Origin of the sequence: Arenibacterium halophilum (assembly GCF_005938225.1) — a bacterium.
Classification (GTDB): Bacteria; Pseudomonadota; Alphaproteobacteria; order Rhodobacterales; family Rhodobacteraceae; genus Arenibacterium; species Arenibacterium halophilum.
In genome coordinates this window covers 279,051-303,366 of record NZ_VCPC01000004.1, presented here as the reverse complement: position 1 = coordinate 303,366, position 24,316 = coordinate 279,051, and the positions used below count along the sequence as shown (strand labels likewise).

22 protein-coding genes are annotated in these 24,316 nt (G+C 61.2%); 14 read left to right on the top strand and 8 right to left on the bottom strand.

Going from position 1 to position 24,316, the window contains the following annotated elements; translation table 11 throughout:
• Window position 1 precedes the first annotated feature (1 nt).
• From hemW to rph, 3 genes are read right to left on the bottom strand one after another with little or no spacing between them, the layout of a single operon-like run.
• Window positions 2–1,177, bottom strand: coding sequence for a radical SAM family heme chaperone HemW (gene hemW / locus FGK64_RS18405; protein ID WP_138865312.1), 1,176 nt, complete (start codon window positions 1,175–1,177; stop codon window positions 2–4).
• On the bottom strand, window positions 1,140–1,751 hold the full coding sequence (gene rdgB / locus FGK64_RS18400) for an RdgB/HAM1 family non-canonical purine NTP pyrophosphatase (RefSeq protein WP_138865311.1): 612 nt from the start codon (window positions 1,749–1,751) through the stop codon (window positions 1,140–1,142). Before rdgB ends, hemW begins: the two co-directional genes overlap by 38 nt.
• Complete coding sequence (gene rph / locus FGK64_RS18395; protein ID WP_138865310.1) at window positions 1,748–2,461, bottom strand: ribonuclease PH; 714 nt, start codon at window positions 2,459–2,461, stop codon at window positions 1,748–1,750. The genes rdgB and rph overlap by 4 nt, the downstream gene beginning before the upstream one ends.
• A 111-nt stretch (window positions 2,462–2,572) precedes the next feature.
• Between rph and hrcA the strand changes: the two genes are divergently transcribed.
• Complete coding sequence (gene hrcA / locus FGK64_RS18390) at window positions 2,573–3,646, top strand: heat-inducible transcriptional repressor HrcA (RefSeq protein WP_138865488.1); 1,074 nt, start codon at window positions 2,573–2,575, stop codon at window positions 3,644–3,646.
• Between the two features lie 9 nt (window positions 3,647–3,655).
• Complete coding sequence (locus FGK64_RS18385; protein ID WP_138865309.1) at window positions 3,656–4,219, top strand: nucleotide exchange factor GrpE; 564 nt, start codon at window positions 3,656–3,658, stop codon at window positions 4,217–4,219.
• 66 nt (window positions 4,220–4,285) lie between these two features.
• Here FGK64_RS18385 and mutS read toward each other — a convergent pair whose 3' ends face one another.
• Window positions 4,286–6,904, bottom strand: a complete 2,619-nt coding sequence (gene mutS / locus FGK64_RS18380) for a DNA mismatch repair protein MutS (RefSeq protein WP_138865487.1) — start codon at window positions 6,902–6,904, stop codon at window positions 4,286–4,288.
• 164 nt (window positions 6,905–7,068) lie between these two features.
• Between mutS and FGK64_RS18375 the strand changes: the two genes are divergently transcribed.
• From FGK64_RS18375 to FGK64_RS18360, 4 genes are all read left to right on the top strand, one after another.
• Complete coding sequence (locus tag FGK64_RS18375; protein ID WP_138865308.1) at window positions 7,069–9,324, top strand: NADP-dependent malic enzyme; 2,256 nt, start codon at window positions 7,069–7,071, stop codon at window positions 9,322–9,324.
• Window positions 9,325–9,351: 27 nt separating this feature from the next.
• Window positions 9,352–10,263 (top strand): D-amino acid aminotransferase, encoded by a 912-nt coding sequence (locus FGK64_RS18370; protein WP_138865307.1) that lies wholly within the window; start codon window positions 9,352–9,354, stop codon window positions 10,261–10,263.
• Window positions 10,260–10,976: a sulfotransferase-like domain-containing protein gene (locus FGK64_RS18365; protein WP_138865306.1), complete on the top strand. Its 717-nt coding sequence runs from the start codon at window positions 10,260–10,262 to the stop codon at window positions 10,974–10,976. The genes FGK64_RS18370 and FGK64_RS18365 overlap by 4 nt, the downstream gene beginning before the upstream one ends.
• A gap of 117 nt (window positions 10,977–11,093) precedes the next feature.
• A complete protein-coding gene (locus FGK64_RS18360; protein ID WP_138865305.1) occupies window positions 11,094–11,510 on the top strand; it encodes a DUF7282 domain-containing protein in 417 nt (138 codons plus the stop codon).
• Window positions 11,511–11,585: 75 nt separating this feature from the next.
• Here FGK64_RS18360 and FGK64_RS18355 read toward each other — a convergent pair whose 3' ends face one another.
• Both FGK64_RS18355 and FGK64_RS18350 read right to left on the bottom strand, forming a co-directional pair.
• Window positions 11,586–12,803: an argininosuccinate synthase gene (locus tag FGK64_RS18355; RefSeq protein ID WP_138865304.1), complete on the bottom strand. Its 1,218-nt coding sequence runs from the start codon at window positions 12,801–12,803 to the stop codon at window positions 11,586–11,588.
• A gap of 84 nt (window positions 12,804–12,887) precedes the next feature.
• On the bottom strand, window positions 12,888–13,220 hold the full coding sequence (locus FGK64_RS18350; protein WP_138865303.1) for an Hpt domain-containing protein: 333 nt from the start codon (window positions 13,218–13,220) through the stop codon (window positions 12,888–12,890).
• Window positions 13,221–13,438: 218 nt separating this feature from the next.
• On the opposite strand from FGK64_RS18350, the gene FGK64_RS18345 reads away from it, so the two are divergent.
• On the top strand, window positions 13,439–14,647 hold the full coding sequence (locus FGK64_RS18345) for a PP2C family protein-serine/threonine phosphatase (protein ID WP_342773966.1): 1,209 nt from the start codon (window positions 13,439–13,441) through the stop codon (window positions 14,645–14,647).
• Here the strand turns inward: FGK64_RS18345 and FGK64_RS18340 are convergent, their stop codons facing one another.
• Window positions 14,648–15,088 (bottom strand): NUDIX hydrolase, encoded by a 441-nt coding sequence (locus FGK64_RS18340; RefSeq protein WP_138865301.1) that lies wholly within the window; start codon window positions 15,086–15,088, stop codon window positions 14,648–14,650.
• Between the two features lie 78 nt (window positions 15,089–15,166).
• Here FGK64_RS18340 and hslO point away from each other — a divergent pair, with 78 nt between their 5' ends.
• From hslO to FGK64_RS18305, 7 genes are all read left to right on the top strand, one after another.
• On the top strand, window positions 15,167–16,153 hold the full coding sequence (gene hslO / locus FGK64_RS18335; protein ID WP_138865300.1) for an Hsp33 family molecular chaperone HslO: 987 nt from the start codon (window positions 15,167–15,169) through the stop codon (window positions 16,151–16,153).
• Window positions 16,128–16,742: a CoA pyrophosphatase gene (locus FGK64_RS18330; protein ID WP_138865299.1), complete on the top strand. Its 615-nt coding sequence runs from the start codon at window positions 16,128–16,130 to the stop codon at window positions 16,740–16,742. Before hslO ends, FGK64_RS18330 begins: the two co-directional genes overlap by 26 nt.
• Complete coding sequence (locus tag FGK64_RS18325; protein WP_138865298.1) at window positions 16,739–17,893, top strand: CCA tRNA nucleotidyltransferase; 1,155 nt, start codon at window positions 16,739–16,741, stop codon at window positions 17,891–17,893. The genes FGK64_RS18330 and FGK64_RS18325 overlap by 4 nt, the downstream gene beginning before the upstream one ends.
• Before the next feature lie 212 nt (window positions 17,894–18,105).
• Window positions 18,106–19,944, top strand: coding sequence for an ABC transporter ATP-binding protein (locus FGK64_RS18320; RefSeq protein ID WP_138865297.1), 1,839 nt, complete (start codon window positions 18,106–18,108; stop codon window positions 19,942–19,944).
• The gene (locus tag FGK64_RS18315) at window positions 19,941–21,773 is read left to right on the top strand and encodes an ABC transporter ATP-binding protein (protein WP_138865296.1); all 1,833 of its coding nucleotides are present in this window, start codon (window positions 19,941–19,943) and stop codon (window positions 21,771–21,773) included. The genes FGK64_RS18320 and FGK64_RS18315 overlap by 4 nt, the downstream gene beginning before the upstream one ends.
• A 6-nt stretch (window positions 21,774–21,779) precedes the next feature.
• Entirely contained in the window at window positions 21,780–23,024 is a 1,245-nt protein-coding gene (locus FGK64_RS18310) for a class I SAM-dependent RNA methyltransferase (RefSeq protein WP_138865295.1), read from the top strand.
• A 90-nt stretch (window positions 23,025–23,114) separates the two neighbouring features.
• Window positions 23,115–23,615 carry a L,D-transpeptidase family protein gene (locus FGK64_RS18305; RefSeq protein WP_138865294.1) on the top strand — a complete coding sequence of 167 codons (501 nt, stop codon included), beginning with the start codon at window positions 23,115–23,117 and terminating at the stop codon, window positions 23,613–23,615.
• Between the two features lie 49 nt (window positions 23,616–23,664).
• Here FGK64_RS18305 and dalA read toward each other — a convergent pair whose 3' ends face one another.
• On the bottom strand, window positions 23,665–24,174 hold the full coding sequence (gene dalA, locus FGK64_RS18300) for a divisome-associated lipoprotein DalA (RefSeq protein ID WP_138865293.1): 510 nt from the start codon (window positions 24,172–24,174) through the stop codon (window positions 23,665–23,667).
• Window positions 24,175–24,316: the final 142 nt, after the last annotated feature.

The window sequence follows — 24,316 nt, the reverse complement described above, 5'->3', positions numbered from 1 at the left end:
CCTAGTCCAGTAGTTTTGCGATGACTTGATTCAATAACGGAAAGCCCTGGTCCGTGACCCTGATCCGGCGGTCAGACTGCCGGATCAGGCCAAGGTCTTCCAGCTGCGCAAGGCCCGAAGCGCTTAGTGGTTTTCCGCAGATTTGGATAAACCGATCGGCAGGAATACCCTCGGCAATCCGCAAACCCATCAGAAGCATTTCCTCGGCCTGTTCTTCCACAGTCAGCTGCGACAACGTTTCCCGCGTATCTGGTTCCTTCAACCACATGTTGGGGTTACTTACGGATTCTGTCGCATATCTTTGGCCGTTTAGCGTCAGGCGCCCGTGGGCACCGGGCCCGACACCGGCGTAATCGCCATAGCGCCAGTAAATCAGATTGTGCCGCGACTCCGATCCGGGGCGGGCGTGGTTTGACACCTCGTAACGCGGCATCCCGGCGGCTTCGCAAATCTCTTGCGTAAGGTCATACATATCGGCCGAGGTATCCTCGGTCGGCAGATCGCGCAGTTTGCCGGCACGGTACCTGTCACCGAATGCGGTGCCGTCTTCGATTGTCAGTTGATACAGTGAGAGATGGTCTATCGACATCGAGAGCGCCTCGGTCAGCTCGGCCTTCCAGTCAGCCAATGTTTGACCTTGACGGGCATAGATTAAATCAAAGCTGACCCGATCAAAACAGTGTCGGGCGATGTCAAACGCGGCGCGGGCCTCGTCAACGGAATGGATCCGGCCCAAGGCACGCAGATCGCGATCATTCAGAGCCTGAATGCCCATGGAGACCCTGTTTACACCCGCATCACGGTAGGCCGCGAACCGGCCTGCTTCGACGGATCCAGGGTTCGCTTCTAGCGTAATTTCGATGTCATTGGCAAAATGCCAGCCGTCGCGGGCGGCGTCGATCACTGCAGCGACGGTTTCGGGTTGCATAAGGCTGGGTGTACCGCCGCCGAAAAAGATTGAATTCAGGACGCGGGGACCGGTGAGCGCGGAGACCCGATTGATCTCATCCCGATAGGAATTCAACCATTGGTTGTGGTCAATTGTTCGCGCGACATGACTGTTGAAATCGCAATAGGGGCATTTCGCGGCACAGAACGGCCAGTGGACATACAGGCCAAAACCGTTCTGGCGCCAATCATCATGCAAGGCAGGCGTCAACCAGCTTGCGCAGGGCATTCGCGCGGTGGCTCATCCCGTTCTTGGTGTCAGCGTCCATCTCGCCAAAGGTGATGTCGTGCCCATCGGGCATGAAGATCGGATCGTACCCGTGGCCCAATTCACCCCGCATCGGCCAGACGACCTGGCCGTTCACCACACCTTCGAACACTTCGTCGTGCCCGTCGGGCCAGGCCAGAACCAGGGTGCAGCAGAACCGTGCCGTCCGCGGATGCGCGGCGTTCTTGGCCTCAAGCTCGGCGTGGGTGCGTTCCATCGCCATCACGAAATCGCGCCCGTTCGGGGTTTCGGCCCAATCGGCGGTATAAACGCCGGGTGCCCCGCCAAGCGCATCAACCTCGATCCCGGAATCGTCCGACAGTGCGGGCAGACCAGTTGCCTGGCTGGCGGCGTGAGCCTTGATCCGGGCGTTTCCGACGAAGTTATCCTCAGTCTCGATCGGTTCGGGCAGGTTTTTCTCGGCGGCGCCGACGACAGTGACGCCAAGCGGCGCAAACAGCGCGCGCATTTCTTCCAGTTTTCCCGCGTTATGCGTGGCAATCAGGATTGTCTTGCCGTCGAACTTGCGGGTCATGCGCAGGCAGCCTGTTGCGCGGCGACCAACTCGCCCGTGCCTTTCACAGCCAGATCGAGCAGGGTGTTCATCTGATCGCGGGTGAAAACAGAGCCTTCGGCGCTCATCTGCACTTCGATCAACTTGCCGGATCCGGTCATGATGAAATTGCCGTCAACGCCGGCTTCGCTGTCTTCGGGATAGTCCAGATCCAGCACGGGCTGGCCAGCGTAGATGCCACAGCTGACAGCGGCGACCGGATCGACCAGCGGATCCGAGGTGATATCGCCCGCTTTCAAAAGCTTGTTCACGGCAAGACGCAGGGCGACCCAGCCGCCTGTGATCGAGGCGCAGCGAGTGCCGCCATCGGCCTGCAACACATCGCAGTCCACGGTGATCTGGCGTTCGCCAAGCGCGACGCGATCCACACCCGCACGAAGGGCGCGACCGATCAGGCGCTGGATTTCAACGGTCCGGCCGCCTTGCTTGCCCGAGGCCGCCTCGCGGCGCATCCGGGTGTTGGTGGCGCGGGGCAACATGCCGTATTCGGCGGTGACCCACCCCAACCCGGTGCCCTTGATGAACGGCGGCACGCGATCTTCGATGGTGGCGGTGCACAGTACATGCGTGTCGCCCGCCTTGATCAGGCACGACCCTTCCGCATGGCGGGTAAACCCGGTTTCGATCGTGATCGGGCGCATCTGGTCAAGCTGTCGTCCTGAGGGTCGCATGGGGCATCCTTTTCTGGCTGACATGGGGATAACGTTGCCATGACCGGGGATGCAAGCCCGATTGACCTTGGCTGCGCAAGTGCCTTTATTACGATGGGCCAGAGGATGATGATGAACGACGCGACCCGACTGCTGAACGAGATGAACGACCGCTCGCGCGAGGTGTTTCGCCGGGTAGTGGAATCCTATCTTGCGACCGGTGACCCAGTGGGCAGCCGAACCTTGACGCGCAGCCTGAACGAAAAGGTCAGCGCGGCCACCATTCGCAACGTGATGCAGGACCTTGAATACCTCGGCCTGCTCGACAGCCCACATGTCAGCGCCGGACGGATTCCGACGCAGATGGGGCTGCGGATGTTCGTTGACGGGCTGCTGGAAGTCGGCGATCTGGACGAAGCGGATCGGTTACAGATCGACTCTAGCCTGACCAACAATTCGGCAAGCGGTGTGGAAAGCGCGCTGGATCGGGTTGGGGCGGTGCTGTCGGGGGTAACACAAGGGGCCTCGCTTGTGCTGACACCCAAGCACGAGGCCGCGATCCGCCATATCGAGTTTGTGTCTTTGAACCAGACAAAATCGCTGGTGGTGTTGGTGTTCGCCGATGGCCATGTTGAAAACCGCCTGTTTACGCCACCGCCCGGGCAAACGCCCAGTTCGATGCGCGAGGCGGCGAATTTTCTGAACGCGCTGATTGACGGGCGTACCCTAAGCGATGTCCGTGACCTGATGAAAACCGAGATCGCGCGCCGCAAGCAAGAGATCGACAGCCTGGCGCAAGCGATGGTCGACAGCGGGTTGGCCGCGTGGGAAAGCGGCGCGGAAGATGGCGAAACGGCCCGGCTGATCGTCCGAGGCCGGGCGAATCTGCTCAGCGGCGGCGACCCCGAAGTCGAACTGGAGCGGATTCGTACGCTGTTCAATGATCTGGAGCGCAAGCGCGATATTGCCGAGTTCCTGCAATTGGCCGAAGACGGCGACGGTGTGCGTATTTTTATTGGCTCCGAGAACAAACTTTTCTCACTTTCGGGTTCCTCTCTGGTTGTCTCTCCTTATATGAACGCAGACCGAAAGATCATTGGCGCGGTGGGCGTGATTGGCCCGACCCGTCTGAATTACGGCCGTATCGTTCCCATCGTGGATTATACGGCCCAGGTGCTGGGCCGACTGGTGTCGGACCGGAGTTAGAGGTGAAGGATGGCAGAGCCAAAGAACAACGATTTCCTTGACGATCTGGCGAACGCCGAGGCCGAGGAATACGCCGACGAGATGAGCGAGATCAGCGGCACCGACGCCGAGCTGGACGCGCTGCGCGCCGAGCGGGACGAGCTGAAAGACCGCTTCATGCGCGCCTTGGCCGACGCCGAGAACGCACGCAAACGGTCTGACAAGGACCGTCGCGAAGCCGAGAACTATGGCGGGTCAAAACTGGCTCGCGACATGCTGCCTGTGTTCGACAACATGAAGCGCGCGGTCGAGTCGGCGACTGAAGAGCAGCGAGAGGTTTCTGCCGCGCTGATCGAAGGTGTCGAGCTGACGATGCGCGAGTTGCAAAACGTGTTTGCCAAGCACGGCATTCAGATCATTGCACCGCAAGTGGGCGACCGGTTCGATCCGCAATTGCACCAGGCCATGTTCGAAGCCCCGGTGCCTGGCACCAAGGCGGGTGACATCATTCAGGTCGCTGCCGACGGGTTCATGCTACACGACCGTCTGCTGCGTCCGGCGCAGGTGGGTGTGTCGTCGATGCCAGCGTCCTAGTCGAACGCGCCCTTGTGGGCGCGTGCCTGCGGCGCGAGTATTTTTGGAATAATGAAGCAGGGGCGTTCACGTGGTGGACGCCTCTTTCAATTTGTAAAGCAGGTCGAGCGCGTCGCGCGGGCTGAGCTCGTCCGGGTGGATGGTGGCAAGCAAGTCATCCACCGGGGATTTTGCGGTGACGACCGGTGGAGGTGGCGGCGGCGCGGCGGCAAAGAGCGGCAGATCGTCGATCAGCGCTTTTTGTCGGTTGCCGCCTTCACGTTCACCTTTTTCGAGCGCCTCAAGAACAACACGGGCGCGGGCCACGACGCTGTCAGGCAGGCCGGCAAGTTGCGCCACTTGAACCCCGTAGGACCGGTCGGCCGCGCCTTTGCGCACTTCATGCAGGAAAATCACTTCACCTTGCCATTCCTTGACGGCGACGGTGGCGTTTTCGACCCCGTCCAGCTTGGTCGCGAGGGTTGTGAGTTCGTGGTAGTGGGTGGCGAAGAGCGCGCGGGTACGGTTGGTTTCATTCAGATGTTCCAGCGTGGCCCAGGCGATAGAGAGGCCATCGTAGGTGGCTGTGCCGCGGCCGATTTCATCGAGGATCACCAGCGCGCGGTCGTCGGCCTGGTTCAAAATCGCGGCGGTTTCGACCATTTCCACCATGAAGGTGGAGCGGCCACGCGCCAAGTCATCCGAAGCGCCGACACGGCTGAACAGTTGGCTGATCATGCCGATATGGGCGTGATCGGCGGGGACGTAGCTGCCGATCTGGGCGAGCACGGCGATCAGCGCGTTCTGCCGCAGGAAGGTGGATTTACCTGCCATGTTCGGCCCGGTCAGCAGCCAGATCGCGGCACCGTCACTGGCATTCAGGGTGCAATCGTTGGCGACAAAGCCCGTGCCGCCATCGCGTTTCAGCGCGCGTTCGACCACCGGATGACGCCCGCCGGTGATCTCGAAGCTGCGCGAGGTATCGACTATGGGGCGGCACCAGTTTTCCGAGATCGACAGATCGGCGAGCGCGGTCGCCAGATCAATTTCTGCCAGGGCACGGGCGGCGGTGTGAATGCGTGGGGCGTGGCCAAGGATTTCAGACCGTAGCCTTTCGTAGAGCCGCTTTTCCAGTTCCAGCGCGCGGTTTCCGGCATTCAGGATCTTGGTTTCCAGCTCGCTCAGTTCCACGGTGGTGAAGCGCACCTGATTGGCAGTGGTCTGGCGGTGTATATAGGTTTCCGACAGCGGCGCAGACAACATCTTCGGCGCGTGAGTCGCTGTGGTTTCGATAAAATAACCCAGCACGTTGTTGTGCTTTATCTTGAGCGAGGAGATCCCGGTTTGCTCGGCATAGCGGCTTTGCATCTGGGCAATCACGCCGCGGCCCTGATCGCGCAGATCGGTGGTTTCGTCCAATTCAGGGTCGAATCCGCGTGCTATGAACCCACCATCGCGCACCATCAGCGGCGGGTCGGCGACTAGGGCGGCATCAAGCAGGGCCAACAGATCTTCGAAGCCGGTAAGATCGGCGGCGGCGCTGGCCAACAGTTCGGGCGGGGCAAGGCTCGACAGTCGCGTGTTCAGATGATCCGCCTGAGTGAGTGCCGCACGAATGGCCGCAAGGTCGCGCGGGCCACCGCGATCCAGCGCGAGGCGCGACAGGGCGCGATCCAGATCGGGGGCTTTGCGTAGCGCCTCGCGCAGGTCTGCCGCTATTCGCGCGTTGTCGCGGGCAAAATCCAGTGCGGCGAGGCGGGATTGCACCGTCTCCAGATCGCGGGTGGGGCTGGAAAGACGTTGATCCAGCATCCGGGCGCCGCCCGGGGTTACCGTGCGGTCGATCACCGACAACAGCGACCCATCGCGCGTGCCCGAAAGCGATCGGGTCAGTTCCAGGTTGCGCCGGGTTGCGGCGTCGATCTGGACAACACGGTTCTGTGCTTCTTTCCGGGGTGGTTGCAGCAGCGGCAGCTTGCCCTTTTGCGTCATGTCGAGGTACTCGACCAAGGCGCCCAAGGCCGAGACCTCGGCGCGGTCGAAACTTCCAAATGACTCCAGTGTCGCGACCTGGAACAGCGCGCAGAGCCGCTTTTCCGCGCCTGTGCTGTCAAAACTCGACCGGCCGATGGGCGTTAGCGCGATGCCCAGATCTTCGGCCAGTTCATACGGTGCTTCGGGCGTATCTGCGACAACCAACTCTGAAGGCGCAAGCCGGGCAAGTTCAGGGCCAAGCCGCACGGCGGGCAGGGCGACGACATGGAAGGCGCCGGTGGAAATATCGGTCCAGGCGAGGGCAAATGTGTCTCTGACATTGGCAAAAGCGGCCAGAAAGTTGTGGCGGCGCGCCTCCAGCAGTGCGTCCTCGGTCAGCGTTCCGGGGGTGACAAGGCGCACAACATCGCGTTTGACCACGGATTTCGACCCGCGCTTCTTGGCCTCGGCCGGGCTTTCCAGCTGTTCGCAGACCGCGACGCGAAAGCCCTTGCGGATCAGCGTCAGCAGATAGCCTTCGGCCGCGTGGACGGGAACGCCGCACATGGGAATATCGTCGCCATCATGCTTGCCGCGTTTCGTCAGCGCGATGTCCAGCGCCTGCGCGGCGGCGACGGCATCGTCAAAGAACATCTCGTAGAAATCGCCCATGCGATAGAACAGCAGCGCGTCGGCATGGGCTGCCTTGATCTCAAGATATTGCGCCATCATCGGCGTCACGTTTGTCACGAAGCCCCCCGGGGTTGCAGTGCTGCGCGCGACCTTACAAATCCACCCGCCGGGGCGAAAGGCGAAAGCGGCGGGCGCGCCATATCCGTTGTGGCGCTGGGCGGCTTGCGATATGACCCGCTTTGCCCACCCGGAGGAAACAGAACATGAGCAAGGTCAAGATTACGCGCGAAGAGGCATTGGCGTTCCATTTGGAACCGTCGCCCGGCAAGTTCGAGGTACGTGCGACTGTACCGATGAATACGCAACGCGACCTGAGCCTTGCCTATTCGCCGGGGGTTGCGGTGCCTTGCGAGGAAATCGCCGAGAATCCTGAGCTGGCTTATGACTATACCAACAAGGGCAACCTTGTGGCCGTTATTTCCAACGGTACCGCTGTGTTGGGGCTTGGCAATCTGGGCGCGCTTGGCTCGAAGCCGGTGATGGAGGGCAAGTCGGTTCTGTTCAAGCGGTTTGCCGATGTAAACAGCATCGATATTGAACTCGACACGGAAGACCCGGACGCCTTCTGCCAGGCCGTGCGTCTGATGGGGCCGACGTTTGGCGGGATCAACCTGGAAGACATCAAGGCGCCCGAATGTTTCATCATCGAACAGCGCCTGAAGGAAGAGATGGACATTCCCGTCTTCCATGACGACCAGCACGGCACCGCGGTGATCTGTGCGGCGGGGTTGATCAACGCGTTGCACATCTCGGGCAAGAAGATCGAAGATGTGAAGATCGTTCTGAACGGCGCGGGCGCGGCGGGGATTGCCTGCCTTGAACTGCTCAAGGCGATGGGCGCGCGGCATGACAACTGTATCATGTGCGACACCAAGGGTGTGATCTACCAGGGTCGCGCCGAGGGCATGAACCAGTGGAAATCGGCCCATGCCATTGCGACAGAGCTGCGCACGCTGGAAGAGGCGATGAAAGGGGCCGATGTGTTCCTTGGCGTGTCGGCCAAGGGTGCTGTGACGCAAGAGATGGTTATCAGCATGGCGGATAACCCGGTGATCTTCGCCATGGCGAATCCCGATCCGGAAATTACGCCTGAAGAGGCGCATGAGGTGCGCGCCGATGCCATCGTTGCCACCGGGCGCAGCGATTATCCGAACCAGGTGAACAACGTTCTAGGCTTTCCCTACCTGTTCCGGGGCGCGCTGGATATCCACGCCCGCGCCATCAACGATGAAATGAAGATCGCCTGCGCCCATGCGTTGGCGCAACTGGCGCGAGAAGACGTGCCGGACGAGGTGGCGCTTGCCTATGGCAAGAACCTCAGCTTTGGCCGTGACTACATCATCCCCACACCGTTCGACCCGCGTCTGATCCACCGGATCCCGCCTGCGGTGGCGCGCGCGGGTATGGACACCGGCGCGGCGCGTCGACCGATTATCGACATGGATGCCTATGAACAGAGCCTGAAAAGCCGGATGGATCCGACGGCGAACATTCTGCGTGGCATGAATGCCCGGGCGCGGGCAAGCCAGGCGCGGATGATCTTTGCAGAGGGCGATGACCCTCGCGTGCTGCGCGCGGCGGTGATGTACCAACGCTCGGGCATGGGCAAAGCGCTGGTGGTTGGCCGTACAGAAGACGTGCGCGCAAAACTGGACGCCGCCGGGATGGGCGATGCCGCGCGCGAGCTCGAGGTGGTGAACGCCGCCAACACCCAGCATCTGCAAACATATAAGGATTTCCTGTACAACCGGCTGAACAGGCGCGGGTTCGATGCGCAGGATGTTCACCGGCTGGCCGCGCGGGATCGGCATGTGTTTTCGGCTCTGATGCTGGCGCATGGGCATGGCGACGGGCTTGTCACCGGGGCCACGCGCAAATCGGCGCATGTGCTGGACCGGATCAACCATGTCTTCGACGCCGATGCCCAGCATGGCGCGGCGGGGATCACGGCGGTTCTGTACAAGGGGCGGATCGTGCTGATTGGCGACACGCTGGTACACGAATGGCCTGATGCCGAAGACCTCGCAAATATCGCCGAACATGGCGCCAATGTCGCGAGGCACATGGGGCTGGAACCGCGTGTCGCCTTTCTCAGCTTTTCGACCTTCGGTTATCCGGTGTCGGAGCGCGCTGAAAAGATGCACCAGGCCCCGCGCGTTCTGGAAAAACGGGGCGCGGATTTCGAATTCGAAGGCGAAATGACTGTGGATGTCGCGCTGAACGTCAAGGCGCAGGCGGCCTATCCGTTTTCGCGTCTGACCGGTCCGGCGAACATCCTGATCGTGCCGGCACGCCATTCGGCCAGCATTTCGGTCAAGCTGATGCAGGAAATGGCGGGCGCCACGGTGATTGGCCCGATCCTGACGGGCGTCGACAAGCCGATCCAGATTTGTTCCACCGTGTCGACGGCGAATGACATTCTGAACATGGCAGTTCTGGCCTCGTGTGAGATCGGCTGATAAATCGCACCAACGCAGGGAACCCCCATGCCCGACAAGATGAGCACCCATCAATCCGAGGATGACGCGCGCAACGAAAATATCCTGATCTATCTGAACGGGAAAATCGTGGCCAAGGATCAGGCTGTGGTCAGCGTGTATGACAGCGGCTTCATGCTGGGCGACGGCGTGTGGGAGGGGCTGCGCCTGTATGACGGGACATGGGCGTTTCTGGACGACCATATGGACCGGCTGTTTCAGGCGATGAAGGCGATCGACCTGAACATGGGCCTGACGCGGGAAGGTGTGATTGGCGCTCTGTTAGAGACGCAAAAAGCCAATGGGTTCACCACCGATGCCCATGCACGCATGATGGTGACGCGCGGGGTGAAGGCACGGCCGTTCCAGCATCCCGGCCTGTCACGCTCGGGCCCGACGTTCACCATTATCATGGAACATTCGCGCCCCAAGCTGCCGCGCCCGATCCGTCTGGCGACGGTGCCGCATATGCGTGGCTTGCCGATGACGCAGGACCCAAAGCTGAATTCGCATTCCAAGCTGAATTGCATCCTGGCCTGTATCGCGGCCGAAAAGGCGGGTGCGGATGAGGCGCTGATGCTGGATGTGAACGGGTTCGTGAATACCACCAACGCCTGCAACTTCTTTATCGTCCGCAAAGGCGAAGTTTGGACCAGCACCGGCGATTACTGCATGAATGGCATCACCCGGCAAAAGGTGATTGACCTGTGCCGCGCCAACAATATCCCTGTGTTCGAGCGCAATTTCAGCCTTGTTGACACCTATGACGCGGATGAGTGTTTCCTGACGGGAACATTCGGCGCGCAAACCCCGGTCAGCCAGATCGACGGGCGGCAGATTGGCGATGGCAAGGCCGGGCCAGTTACGCTGCGGCTGCGCAATCTGTACAAAGAGCTGGTGGCGCGCGAGGCGGTCCAATGAAAATCGCCATGTGGTCGGGCCCGCGCAACCTGAGCACGGCGATGATGTATTCCTTCGCCAGTCGCCGCGATTTCGCAGTTGTCGACGAACCATTTTATGCGATGTACCTGCACCGCACCGGGATCACCCACCCGATGCGGGACGATATCATCGCCTCGCAGCCGACCGAGGCGCAGGTGGTGATTGACGCGCTAACAGGCTCTAATCCAGACGAAAGTCTGCATTTCTATCAAAAGCATATGACCCAGCATATGATCGAAAGCGTTCCGCTGGATTGGCTGTCGCAGGTCAAGAACGTGTTCCTGCTGCGTCACCCGGCGCGCGTGATCGCCAGTTATGCCGCCAAGCGTGAAAGTCCTACGCTCGACGATATCGGCTTCACTCAGCAGGTGCGGCTGTTCGATCATGTTCGCAAGATGGGGCAAACGCCCGTCGTGATCGACAGCCACGATATTCGTGCGGCGCCTGAACCTGCGCTGCGCCAGTTGTGCGACGATCTTGGGCTGGATTGGGATCCCGCGATGCTGCACTGGTCCAAGGGCGGCCACCCAAGCGATGGTGTCTGGGCCTCGCATTGGTATGGCGCGGTGCATGGATCAACCGGGTTTGCCGGGCCCGAAGGCCCGCTGCCCCAGCTATCGGGTGCGCTGGCCGAACTTTGCGACGCGGCGCTTCCTGCCTACGATCGCATGGTTGCGCGCAAGTCCGCCTAAATTCCTAAATTTTTTTTCTGGGCGCTGAAACTTCGCTGTCCCTCCTGCGTGTCTAGCTGTGAATGGCCTGCCGAATGGTCGGCGCCATCGTTTGTGACGACACATGGGAGATTTAGAATGATGAAAATTGCTGGGATTGCTGGCGCACTGTCGATGGTTGCGGGCATGGTCATGGCCGAAGCGCATGGCATGGCGCCCATGGTCGAAGCCGCGGATCAGGATGTCTCGAACGGCGTTGTGTCCGCAAGCAAGGTCATGGCCGGTGAAAATGGCTGGATGGTTGTGCATCGCACCGACGAGTCGGGCAAACCCGGCCCCGTTGTGGGTTACGCTCCGCTGCGGATGGGCGAAAACATGGATGTCGCCGCGATTCTTCAGGAAGACGTGCAGCCCGGTGAAATGCTGATGCTGATGGTGCATGCCGAAACCGGTGGCATGAAAACCGGCGTGTTCGAATACACGCTGGGCGCGACAGAAGATGGACCGATCAAACCCGACGGCAAGCTGGTGATGTCGACCATAACCGCAAAGTAACGGTTTTAGGGTTTCATAGCGTAGTGTGAGTACGAGTACGGCGGCCTTGGTTCCCAACCAAGGCCGCCATTGGTATTACTTCAGGCGGCGATTGCGAGCGGCCAGCAGTTTCAAGCGCAGCGCGTTCAACTGGATGAAACCTGCGGCGTCCTTCTGATCGTAAGCGCCGGCGTCATCTTCAAACGTCACATGCGCTTCGGAATAAAGCGAGCGATCCGACCAGCGGCCAATCACGCTGGCCGAGCCCTTGTAGAGTTTCAGGCGCACCGTGCCGCTGACGTGTTCCTGGCTCTTGTCGATCAGCGCCTGCAGCATGTCACGTTCGGGGCTGAACCAGAAGCCGTTATAGATCAGCTCGGCATAGCGGGGCATGATCGAATCTTTCAGGTGGCCCGCGCCTGAATCCAGCGTGATCTGTTCGATCCCCCGGTGTGCGGCCAGCAGAACGGTGCCGCCCGGCGTTTCGTAAATGCCGCGCGACTTCATGCCGACAAAGCGGTTTTCCACAAAGTCGAGCCGCCCGATCCCGTGCTTGCCGCCCAATTCGTTAAGCTTAGTCAGGATCGTTGCGGGGCTAAGTTCTTGGCCGTTGATCGCAATGGCATCGCCTTTTTCGAAGGTAACCTCGATAATCTCGGGTTCGTTCGGCGCGTCCTCGGGGCTGACAGTGCGTTGGAACACGTAATCGGGTGCCTGTTCGGCCGGATCTTCCAGCACGCGACCTTCGGAAGACGTGTGCAGCAGGTTCGCATCAACCGAAAACGGCGCCTCGCCCCGTTTGTTCTTGGCAATCGGAATCTGGTTCTTTTCCGCAAAGTCGATCAGCTTGGTGCGCGAGCTGAGATCCCACAGCCGCCAGGGGGCAATCACCTTGATGTCGGGGTTCAGCGCATAGGCGGCCAGTTCGAACCGCACCTGATCGTTGCCCTTGCCCGTGGCCCCGTGCGACACTGCATCGGCGCCGGTTTCGGCCGCGATCTCGACCAGCCGCTTGGAAATCAACGGCCGCGCAATCGAGGTGCCCAGCAGGTATTCACCTTCGTAGAGCGCATTGGCGCGGAACATGGGGAACACGAAGTCGCGCACGAATTCCTCGCGCAGATCTTCGATATAAATCTCTTTCACGCCCAACAGCTCGGCCTTGGCGCGTGCCGGCTCCAGCTCTTCGCCCTGTCCCAGGTCGGCGGTAAAGGTCACCACCTCGCAGCCGTATTCCGTTTGCAGCCACTTCAGGATGATCGACGTATCGAGGCCGCCGGAATAGGCCAGAACCACTTTCTTGGGCGCGGACATTGTTTTCCCCTTTTTCAGACCGCTGCGAGTTAGCCTGTTTTACATGCCGGGGCAAGGCTGGCCGGTTGGGGCGCATTTGGGGAATTACGTCGGGCGTCGCTGCTCCAGCCCTGCCATGAACTCGGATTTTGACCTGTTATAGCAGTCGACCACCCGGTCGGCTCTGATGTCGCTGGAGTTGCCCTGTGCGGCCTGACGTTCGCCAAGCTGGCACAGTGCCGCAAATTCGGAAAACCCAAGGTTCAGCGCGCTGCCTTTCAGGAAGTGCAGGGTACGTTCCAGGGCGTTTGCGTCTGTCAGGTCGTACAGTCGATCAAGCTCTCCCTCCACCTCCTCGAGAAACAGCGCAACAACCTCGGCGAAATCGTCGGCACCTATTTCATCCGCCAGTTCGTCAACCCGGGACCACGTAATCATGTCGTAATCCTTCCGTGCTCGGGCCAACCTAAGCGCGAAGCCGTGAAAGAGCGGTAAATATCCGCGGGAAACAGGCACAATTTTAGCATTCACCTCCGGTTAAGCTCGCGTGGCAATAGTGGCCGTGCCACCGGGACAAAGGTTGGGACACGGGCACAGTGCAATCGAACGATCCATCCAGAGCGACTCCTCCATCGGGGTCCGGTTCGATCAGCCGCGTGCTTGTTGTCGATGACAGCCGGTTGCAGCGCCGTATCTTGGCCGGATCGCTGAAAAAATGGGGGTTCGAGGTGATCGAGGCCGATAGCGGCGATGCGGCCTTGCATATCTGTCGCGTTGCTGCGCCCGATCTGGTGTTAAGCGATTGGATGATGCCCGGCATGGATGGCATAGAATTCTGCCGTGAATTCAGGCAGATGGACCGCGCGGATTATGGTTATTTCATCCTGCTCACATCCAAAAGCGACAAGATGGAGATCGCGCAGGGGCTGGATGCGGGGGCCGACGATTTCCTGACCAAGCCGGTGAACCCCGGTGAACTTCGTGCGCGTATTTCGGCGGGCGACCGGATCATCGCGATGCAGCGGGAACTTTCCGACAAGAACCAGATGATCGGCCACACGCTGCAACGGCTTCAGGCCGCGTACGACGCGATCGACCGCGATCTGGTTCAGGCCAAGAAGATTCAGCAATCCATGGTGCCAGAACTCAGCCGCGATTTCGGCGCGTCAAAGGTAAGCCTGCTGTTGAAACCCTGTGGGCATATCGGCGGCGATCTAGTTGGCATGTTCTCGGCGCGGCCGGGGCAGGTGGGTTTTTACTCGATTGATGTGTCGGGGCACGGCATCACCTCTGCGATGATGACGGCGCGGTTGGGTGGATACCTAAGTCCGGTCTATTTCGATCAGAACCTTGCCTTGGTCGCCGGCAATGACGGGCACGATCTGCGCGCCCCGACCGATCTGGCCAAACTTCTGAACGAACGTCAGCTGGCCGACACCGGTATCGACGAATATTTCACGATGATCTATGCAACGGTCAACCTGGCGACGGGCGTGGTGCAGATGGTGCAGGCTGGTCACCCCTATCCCATGATTATCCGGCCTGATGGTGGGGTTGAGTTTGTGGGACAGGGTGGGTTGCCAATCGGGCTGATGGCGGGGGCAGAATTCACGCAGTCCGAATTTCGGATGCATCCCGGTGAACGGTTACTGCTCTATTCCGACGGGTTCACCGAATGCAGCCTGGCAGCGGGCGGAATGCTTGAGGCGGAAGGGCTTGCCGATCTGGTGCGCTGCTGCCAGCCGGGCCAATCGGGGCAGGAATTTCTGGATGATCTCTATTGGAACCTGACCGAAATCATGGCCCCCGGTCAGGGGATGGAGGACGATATTTCCGCAACCCTGTTTGAATTCAACGGTCTCTGATCACGGGAAAAACCACTGCTGCACGAAATGCCTGTCACCCGAGGCGGCAAGTTCAGACAGTGCTGTTTTGACATCCAGCCAGACAGCCGTGTGTCCCGGCTCGGTCGGAGGGCCGATGCGTCTCGCGGGGTGCGCCACGTAGATTGTACAGAGTTTCTCTGCCCATAGTTTGTATTCGGGCATGTAGGTGAACCGCCGAAATGCCCCGATCCGCCGCGGGGCGGCGATGGACCAGCCGGTTTCTTCCATTACTTCACGGTGAAGGGCCACAAGGGGCGATTCGCCCGGGTCCACGCCGCCGCCGGGCAGCTGAAATTCATCATGAGGCGCAGCCTGGAATGTCGCGAGAATACCGTCGTTCATCGGCAAAATCGCGTAAACCCCCGCGCGGCGGGTATATCTTTGCGACGGGTCTGGCGGTGTGCCAAATCTTCGGATCATATTGCACCCCTTTGTAACCCGGTCATGTTGCCTCTATATACGGCCGGTATGCCAATCGTCGGCGTTTAAGGAAACCCCATGACCATCGGACCGAAACTCGCGTGGGACGATACAGTCCTGCCCTTCCAGCTTGACAACGCCAACATCCGGGGCCGTGTTGCGCGGCTTGACGGTGTGTTGGACGGAATCCTGAAACAGCACGATTATCCCCCCCAGGTCGAGGCTTTGGTGGCCGAAATGGCGTTGCTGACTGCGCTGATCGGCCAGACGATCAAGCTGCGCTGGAAATTGTCGCTTCAGGTGCAGTCCAAGGGCGCGGTGCGGATGATTGCGACCGATTACTACGCGCCGCAGGCTGAAGGTGAACCCGCCCGGATCAGAGCCTATGCAAGCTTTGATCGCGAGCGGCTGACCGATGGTGCCCCGATTGATCAGGTTGGCGAAGGGTATTTTGCCATCCTGCTGGATCAGGGCGAAGGCAGCACGCCGTATCAGGGCATCACGCCGCTGACCACGACCAGCCTGCGCGACAGTGCCGAGGCCTATTTTGCCCAGTCGGAACAACTGCCCACGCGGTTTTCGCTGAGCTTTGGCAAATCGTCCGAGCCGGGTGTGGCCGAGCATTGGCGCGCCGGTGGCATTATGCTTCAGCATATGCCCAAAGCCTCTCCCTTTGCCGCCGGTGGCGAAGGTTCGGGCGAGGTGCTGCGCGCCGAGGATCTGGTGGATGGCGAAGAGGGTGAGAACTGGACCCGCGTCAACATCCTGCTCGACACCGTCGAAGAGCTGGAACTGATCGGCCCCGTCGTACCGCCGACCGATCTGCTGGTGCGCCTGTTCCACGAGGAATTGCCGCGCGTCTTCGACGCGCAGGCAGTGCGGTTTGGCTGCACCTGTTCCGAAGATCGCGTCCGGCAAAGCCTGTCAATCTATTCGGCGCAGGACATCGAGAAAATGACAACAGATGACGGCCGCGTTACGGCCGACTGTCAGTTCTGCGGCGCGCATTACGATCTGGACCCGGCAACCGTGGGGTTCGATGCGGAAACCCCGCAAGGTGAGTGATGTTGTTGCCAAACTAGGGGCCGCATTGGCCCGCGAGGGGGCGGAATCGTCGGATTTCGACCTGAATCCCGAAACGGTTCTGCCCCCGAACCGCAAGCTGCGCCCGGCTGGCGTGTTGATTGCCGTGTCGATCAACCGGCCCGAGCCGGTGGTCTGGCTGACGAAACGCGCCTCTGGCTTGAAACACCATCCGGGGCAGATCGCCTTTCCGGGCGGCAAGCAGGATCCGGGAGATGTGGATGTCGTGGCCGCCGCGCTACGCGAGGCGGACGAGGAAATCGGTCTGCCGCGAGACCTTGCCCGCGTGCTGGGACGGATGCCGGCGCATGAAACCGTCACGGGGTTCTGCGTAACCCCGGTTGTCGCCGTGATAGAGACTGATTTCACGCCGATCAGCGAGCCGGGCGAGGTCGAAGAAACCTTTGCCGTGCCCTTGGCGCATCTGGTGAACCCCAACAATTACATGGTTCAGTCGCGGCGCTGGCGTGGGGCGCGACGGTACTATTTTGCAGTTCCTTACGGGCCCTATTACATCTGGGGGGCGACGGCCCGAATGCTGCGGGCGCTTGCAGCCCGTATGCAGCCATGACCACGGTTCACGGCGCCTGGCTGGACCAACCGGCAACGCAAGACGTGTGCCGGATGCTCGAAACCGGCGGGGCGCAGGCGTTGTTCGTGGGCGGCTGTGTACGCAATGCCCTGATCGGCGCGCCGGTCGGCGACATCGACATCGCAACAGATGCAACGCCCGATCGCGTGATCGCACTGGCGAAGGCGGCCGGGTTGCGCGCCATCCCCACGGGAATAGACCACGGCACCGTGACAGTGGTTGCGGGCGGGATCGCCCATGAGATCACGACGTTCCGGCGCGACGTTGAGGCCGATGGGCGTCACGCCATCGTCGCCTTTTCCACCGACGTCGCCGAAGATGCTGCACGGCGCGATTTCACGATGAACGCGTTGTATGCCGATGCGCGCGGGCAGGTTCAGGATCCGCTTGGCGGGATTGACGATCTGCGCGCGCGGCGGGTGCGGTTCATTGGTGATGCCACAGCCCGCATCCGCGAAGATTACCTCCGCGTCCTGCGGTATTTCCGGTTTCACGCGTGGTACGGCGATCAGGACGCCGGGTTAGATGGCGAGGCCTTGGCAGCGATTTCGGAAAATCTTGACGGGTTAGAGACACTTTCGCGCGAACGCGTGGGCGGAGAGATGCTGCGCCTGTTGGGAGCAGCCGATCCGGTACGCGCCGTGGCTGGCTTGGCCGCGACCGGAGCGCTGGCTCGGCTGTTCCCCGGCAGCGATGCAAAGGCTCTTGGGCCCCTCGTACATCTGGAACAGGTTGTCGATGTGCCGCCCGATCCGATCCGGCGACTGGCAAGCCTTAATGTGACCGAGCCGATGCAGGCCCTGCGCCTGAGCCGCCCTCAGGCGGCCCGCCTCGATCGGCTGCGCGAGGCGGTTGGAGCCTGTCAGGCTCCAGCCGAATTGGGATACCGCCTTGGCGCAGAAGAGGCGCGCGATGTGATCTTGCTGCGCGGCGCGATGTTGGAGCAGCACATAGAACCAGCGGATTTGAAATGCATCGAGACCGGGGCCACCGCGCGTTTTCCCATTTCAGCCAAGGACCTGATGCCAGAATTCACCGGCACCGCGCTGGGCGAGGAACTTGCCCGGCTTGAACAGACCTGGATCGCGTCCGGCTTTACCGCAACACGGGACGAGCTTCTGATCCGCTGAACAATATGCATTCGACATATAAATGTGCCCCCAAGGGGTGACAGGCGGGCAAATCTGGTCTATCGGATTTTCACGAAACCCTTGGGCCACCACAGGAGGATGCTGATGTATTACGGGCTTTGGTTCATCTGAGCTGACACCCGTTTGGGTGTGCGGCCACTGTCACACCTTCTGCATTCGCGTCCACCTATTGCCCGCCTGAGGCTTCTGCCATGTTTCGTTTCTTTGAAAATCTCGTAAACCCTTACGTCGTCTACGACGAACAGGATCGCCCGCCCACTCGGCTTTGGCCCTTTCTGCGCAGCTATTGCGGACCGTTCTGGCGGGTTTTTGCCGTCACGGGGGCGCTATCGGTCTTGTCGGCCATCATCGAGGTCTGGCTGATCTGGTACATGGGGCGGCTGGTCGATCTGCTGGGCAAAGATCCGTCGGTGTTCTGGGCCGATCACGGGCCCGAGTTGATTGCCGTGGCGGTGTTCATCTTGATCCTGCGTCCGCTGGTACATGGCATCGACGTGGCCCTGCTGAACAATACAATCTTGCCGAATTTTGGCACGTTGATCCGCTGGCGCGCGCACAGGCAGGTGCTACGGCAGTCGGTCGGCTGGTTCGAAAGCGACTTCGCGGGACGGATCGCCAACCGTATCATGCAGACCCCGCCCGCCGCGGGCGAGGTGGTGTTTCAGGTCTTCGATGCGATTTCCTATTCTCTGGCCTATCTGATCGGCGCCGCGATCTTGCTAAGCGTTACTGATTTGCGCCTGATGGGTCCGCTTGCGATCTGGTTCGCGCTTTGGGCGGCGCTCACGGTTTGGACGGTGCGGCGCGTTGGCCCCGCTTCGCAGGCGGCATCGGATGCGCGCTCGGCCGTGACGGGGCGGGTGGTCGACAGCTATTCCAACATCCACTCGGTCAAGATGTTTGCCCATCACGATCTGGAGCTGGAGCAGGCGCGCGAGGTGATCGAAACCTCGCGGAAGACGTTCCAGCGCGAGATGCGGATTTTCACGGTCATGGATGTGTCGCTGATCGTGGTGAACGGGCTGCTGATTGTCGGCGTGGTCGGGCTGGCGCTGGGATTGTGGATTCAGGGTCTGGCCAGCGTGGGCGTGGTGGCAGCGGCCACGGCGCTGACGCTTCGGCTGAACGCTATGACAGGCTGGATCATGTGGGCGCTAACCTCGTTCTTCCGCGAACTTGGCGTGGTGGCCGAGGGCATGCAGACCATCGCCCAGCCCATCACGCTGACCGACGAACCTGCCGCGCCGGCGCTCTCGCTGGATCGCGGCAAGATCGAAATTGCCGATGTCTCGCACCACTATGGGCGGGATGGCGGCGGGCTGGATCATATAAGGCTGACAGTTCAGCCGGGCGAAAAGATCGGGTTGATCGGGCGCTCCGGCGCGGGGAAATCCACACTTGTCAAGCTACTGTTGCGGTTCTACGACGCGGAACAGGGTCACATTCTGATCGACGGGCAGGATATTTCGACGATCACCCAAGACAGCCTGCGCCGCAATATCGGCATGGTCCAGCAGGACAGTTCGCTGCTGCATCGCTCGGTCCGCGACAACATCCTGTATGGACGTCCCGATGCGTCGGAGAGCGAAGTAATCGCCGCCGCCAAACAGGCGGAGGCGCATGATTTCATTCTTGATCTGGAGGACAATGCGGGGCGCACCGGTTATGACGCCCATGTAGGCGAACGCGGTGTGAAACTGTCGGGCGGGCAGCGACAACGGATCACGCTCGCGCGGGTCATTCTGAAAAACGCGCCGATCCTGCTGCTGGACGAGGCAACAAGTGCCTTGGACAGCGAGGTCGAGGCCGCCATTCAGGATACGCTGTACGGCATGATGGAAGGCAAGACCGTGATTGCCATCGCGCACCGCCTGTCGACCATCGCCCGGATGGATCGCATCCTCGTGATGGACCGGGGCCGTATCGTCGAATCCGGGCCGCATTCTGTGCTTTTGGACCAAGGCGGGCTATATGCCGAGTTCTGGGCCCGGCAATCGGGCGGATTTCTGGATACCGAGGCCGCGGAATGAGGCTTGGCGATTACATCGATGCGTTCAAACCGGCCGAGGGTCCGCCACCCCGGTCGCTGATCGCCTTTATACGCTGGTGCCTGTCGGGCGCGTGGTGGGCGCTGGCCGTTGCTGCGCTGTTCTCGGCCCTCGCCGGCGCGTTAGAGGTTGGCACCGCCTACATCCTTGGCCGTGTAATCGACACCACGGTTGCCAGCGGGCGCGAGGCATTCTTTTCAGGCTCTAACCTTGTGATTCTCGGGTTGGCGGTGGGGTTCTTCCTGATCGCGCGGCCGGTGATGTTTGGCCTGTCGTCGGCGTCGAATTCGATCATCGTGCAGCCCAATGTGAACCCGCTTGTGCTGTCGCGTCTGCACCGCTGGACTCTGGGGCAGGCGGTGCGCTTTTTCGACGACGATTTCGCCGGGCGCATCGCGCAGAAACAGATGCAATGCGCCAGGGCGGTCACCGATGTGGCCTCCGAAGTCATCAACGTGGTGTTTTTCGCGTTGGCGTCGCTGGTGGGCACATTGGCCCTTCTGGCGTCAATCAGCTGGAAGATGACGGCGGTGTTCTGCGTCTGGCTGGTGTTCTATTTCTTGCTGATTGGGTGGTTTCTACCGCGCATTCGCAAGCGGTCCGCCGCGCGGGCCGGGGCGCGCGCGATGGTGTCGGGGCAGGTTGTCGACACGATCACCAACATCAAAACGGTAAAGCTGTTCGCCCATGCCGACCACGAAGACCGCGCTGCGCTGGGCGCGATGGGGCAGTTTCGAGAACGCGCGCTGAGTTTCGGCTATCTGTCCGCTGGGTTCCGGTTCTGCCTGATGACGATGGCAGGGATCCTGCCGGTGGTTCTGATCGGCGGGACGCTTTTGCTGTGGCAGGGCGGAATGGCGACCGAGGGAGATATCGTCGCCGCAGGGTCCGTCGCCGTGCGGATTGCGCAGATGACGGGCTGGGTCAGCTTTACGCTGATGGCGATTTACGCAAATCTGGGCGAGGTGGAAGACGGCATTCGCACGCTTACCCCGCCGGTCCGGATATCCGATGCCGAGGGCGCCCCGGAATTGAAGGTGACAGAGGGCGGGATCGAATTCGACAACGTCAGCTTTGCCTACGGTCGCGAAACTGGCGGATTGCAGGGCATCAACTTGCAGATCGCGCCGGGGGAAAAACTGGGCGTTGTCGGTGCGTCTGGCGCGGGAAAGTCGACGTTGGTGTCGCTGCTGCTACGGCTCTACCAAGGCGAATCTGGCACGATCCGGATTGACGGAGCCGACATCACGCAGGTCGATCAGGAAAGCCTGCGTCGCCAGATTGGCATGGTCACGCAGGAAACCGCGATGTTCAACCGCTCGGCCCGTGACAACATTCTGTGCGGTCGTCCGGGTGCGAGCGATGCCGAGATCGAAGCCGCCGCTCGCCGCGCCGAGGCGCATGATTTCATCCTCGAGTTGGAAGATCACAAAGGCCGCACCGGGTACAATGCGCACTTGGGCGAACGTGGGGTCAAGCTGTCGGGCGGGCAACGCCAGCGGATCGCGCTGGCCCGTGCCATTCTGAAGGACGCGCCGATCCTTGTGCTGGACGAAGCCACAAGCGCGCTGGACAGCGAGGTCGAGGCCGCGATTCAAGAGGCGCTGCACCGCGTGATGGAGGGCAAGACCGTGATAGCCGTTGCGCATCGCCTGTCGACCCTGTCAGAGATGGACCGGATCGCAGTGATGGAGCGTGGCGAGATCGTGGAAATCGGCACCCATGACGAGCTGCTTGAACAGGGGGGGCAATATGCCCGGTTCTGGGAACGGCAGTCCGGCGGGTTCATTTCCGCACAGGCGGCAGAGTAGGACGACATGACGGAAACAGGCTCTGACACGGGGCGGATCGAGGTTTCGATCGGCCGTCTTGGGCATCAGGGCGACGGGATCGCGCCCGGCCCGATCTTTGTGCCGCGCACCTTGCCGGGTGAGGTTGTCAGCGGGATGCCATCGGGCGACCGGCTGGAGGATGTGCGCATCGTCACGCCATCGGATCAGCGGGTCGCGCCGCCGTGCCGTCACTACAAGGCCTGCGGCGGATGCCAGTTGCAACATGCCTCGGACGGGTTTGTTGCCGGTTGGAAGCGTGAATTCGTCGCAGGGGCGCTGGGCGCGCAAGACATCGACACCGAAGTGCGCCCGGTCAGCACCTCGCCCGCGCAATCGCGACGGCGGGCCACGCTGGCGGTGCGGCGCACGAAGAAAGGCGCGCTGGCCGGGTTTCATGGCCGCGCGTCGGATACGATCACTCCGATCCCTGATTGCCTGCTGCTGGATCCGGCTCTGATACGGGCGATTCCGATGGTTGAGGCGCTGGCCCCCGTGGGTGGCAGCCGCAAAGGCACGCTTTCTGTCACGCTGACGCGGGCCGAAAACGGGCTGGATGTGGCGGTGGGTGGCGGCAAACCTCTGGACCGCGCATTGGAACGCGATCTCGGTGCCTTTGCAGAAACGCACCGGCTGGCGCGGCTGACATGGGATGGCGAAACCGTTGCCATGCGTGAGCCGCCTACGCAGCGGTTCGGGCGCGCGGTGGTGGTGCCGCCCCCGGGGGCCTTCCTTCAGGCAACCGATCAGGGCGAAAACGATCTGCTGAAGGGCGTGCGCGACATCATCGGAGGCGCCAAGCGGATCGCCGATCTGTTCGCAGGGTGTGGCACATTCACGTTGCCATTGGCCGAAACCGCAGAAGTGCTGGCGGTGGAAGGCGAGGCCGACATGATCGCCGCGCTGGACCGCGGCTGGCGCGAGGCGCCGGGCCTGAAGAAGGTGACGGCCGTCGCGCGCGACCTGTTCCGCCGCCCGCTGATGCCGGATGAACTGGCCAAGCTGGATGCCGTGGTGATCGACCCGCCCCGCGCCGGGGCCGAGGCGCAGGTTCGCGAAATCGCCGCGTCAGATGTGCCCGTTGTGGCCTATGTCTCCTGCAATCCGGTCACTTTCGCGCGGGATGCCCGCATCTTGTGCGATGCGGGGTTTCGGCTGGACCACGTCAATGTGGTCGATCAATTCCGCTGGTCGGTGCATACTGAACTGGTTGCGTCGTTCCGGCGCGGTTGACCGCCACGGGGTTGACGAAAAATGTGATTTTGCTTTGCTGTGCACGTCGGGTATCGCGTGGCGCAAACAAAAGCACGAGGCACGGGCAGTATGAAACGACGGACATTCGGATTGGGCCTGCTGGCGGGCCTTCTGGCAGCTTGCGGTGGTAGTAAATTCCGCAGCTACAACGGACCCGAGGTGACTTCGGTCGTGGTGAACAAGGGCACCGGACGGATGTACCTTCTGCACCATACCGAGATCCTGAAAGAATACGATATCTATCTTGGATTTGCGCCGGCCGGGCCAAAGCAGTTCGAAGGCGACGGCAAAACGCCCGAAGGCACCTATCTGATCGACCGCCGCAACCCCAACAGCGCCTTCCATCTGTCGCTTGGCATTTCGTATCCCAATGCGCAGGACATGGCCTTTGCCGAGTCGCAGGGCAAGCGCCCGGGGGGTGACATCTTCATCCACGGCCAGCCCAACAACGACAAGAAAGCCGGGAAAAAGGCGAACTGGACGGCGGGGTGTATCGCGGTGAAGGATCGCGAAATCGAAGAAATCTATGCAATGGTGCGCAACGGCACGGTCATTACCATACGGGCGTAACGGGGTCGGGGTAGCGGCTATTCGCTGCCCCCCAACGTCAAGACGAGCCTTAGCCGCCCATCAACATCGTCCACCAGATTTTGCCGTTGCCCTCCTGAAACCAGGCGAATCCCATGTTGGTGGCATTCCGGCTCAGGATCACGTCGCGCGTGCCCTGCTCTTCCATCCATGCGGCAAGGGTTTCCAACTCGGTCTCGTAGGTCTCCGAGATGTTTTCGCCTAGCATCGCGCCCGGATAGCCAACGCGCTGAACCCGGTCGATAGGCGAGGAACCGTCCGAGCCAAAGTGCCAGGGCCGGTTCTGGGCCGACATGTCACGCGAATGGGTTTCGGCTGCGGCGTTCAACTGGGCGTTCAACTGAACCGGCTGCATTCCAGCTGCGCCGCGCAGCGAATTGACTGAATCCAGCATACGATACTGTATCTTGGACGCATCTGCCGGGCGGATTTTATAGGCCTTGGGCAGCGGCTGCCCGTCGGGTCCGTATTGGGTTTCATTCGTCGTACAGCCGGCCAGGGCCAGCATGGCCATCACCAGAAATGAAAACACGCGCGCCATTGTCTTTGTCGTCCTTGTCGATCTCTTGTCGGCCACTCGGCCCTGTTGAAGGCTCTTACCGCAAATCGGTGCCGGTTACAGCGGTTTGATTTGCGGAGGCCGGCGCGGCCTCATAAACTGTTCGTCATCTTGTACGATTTCA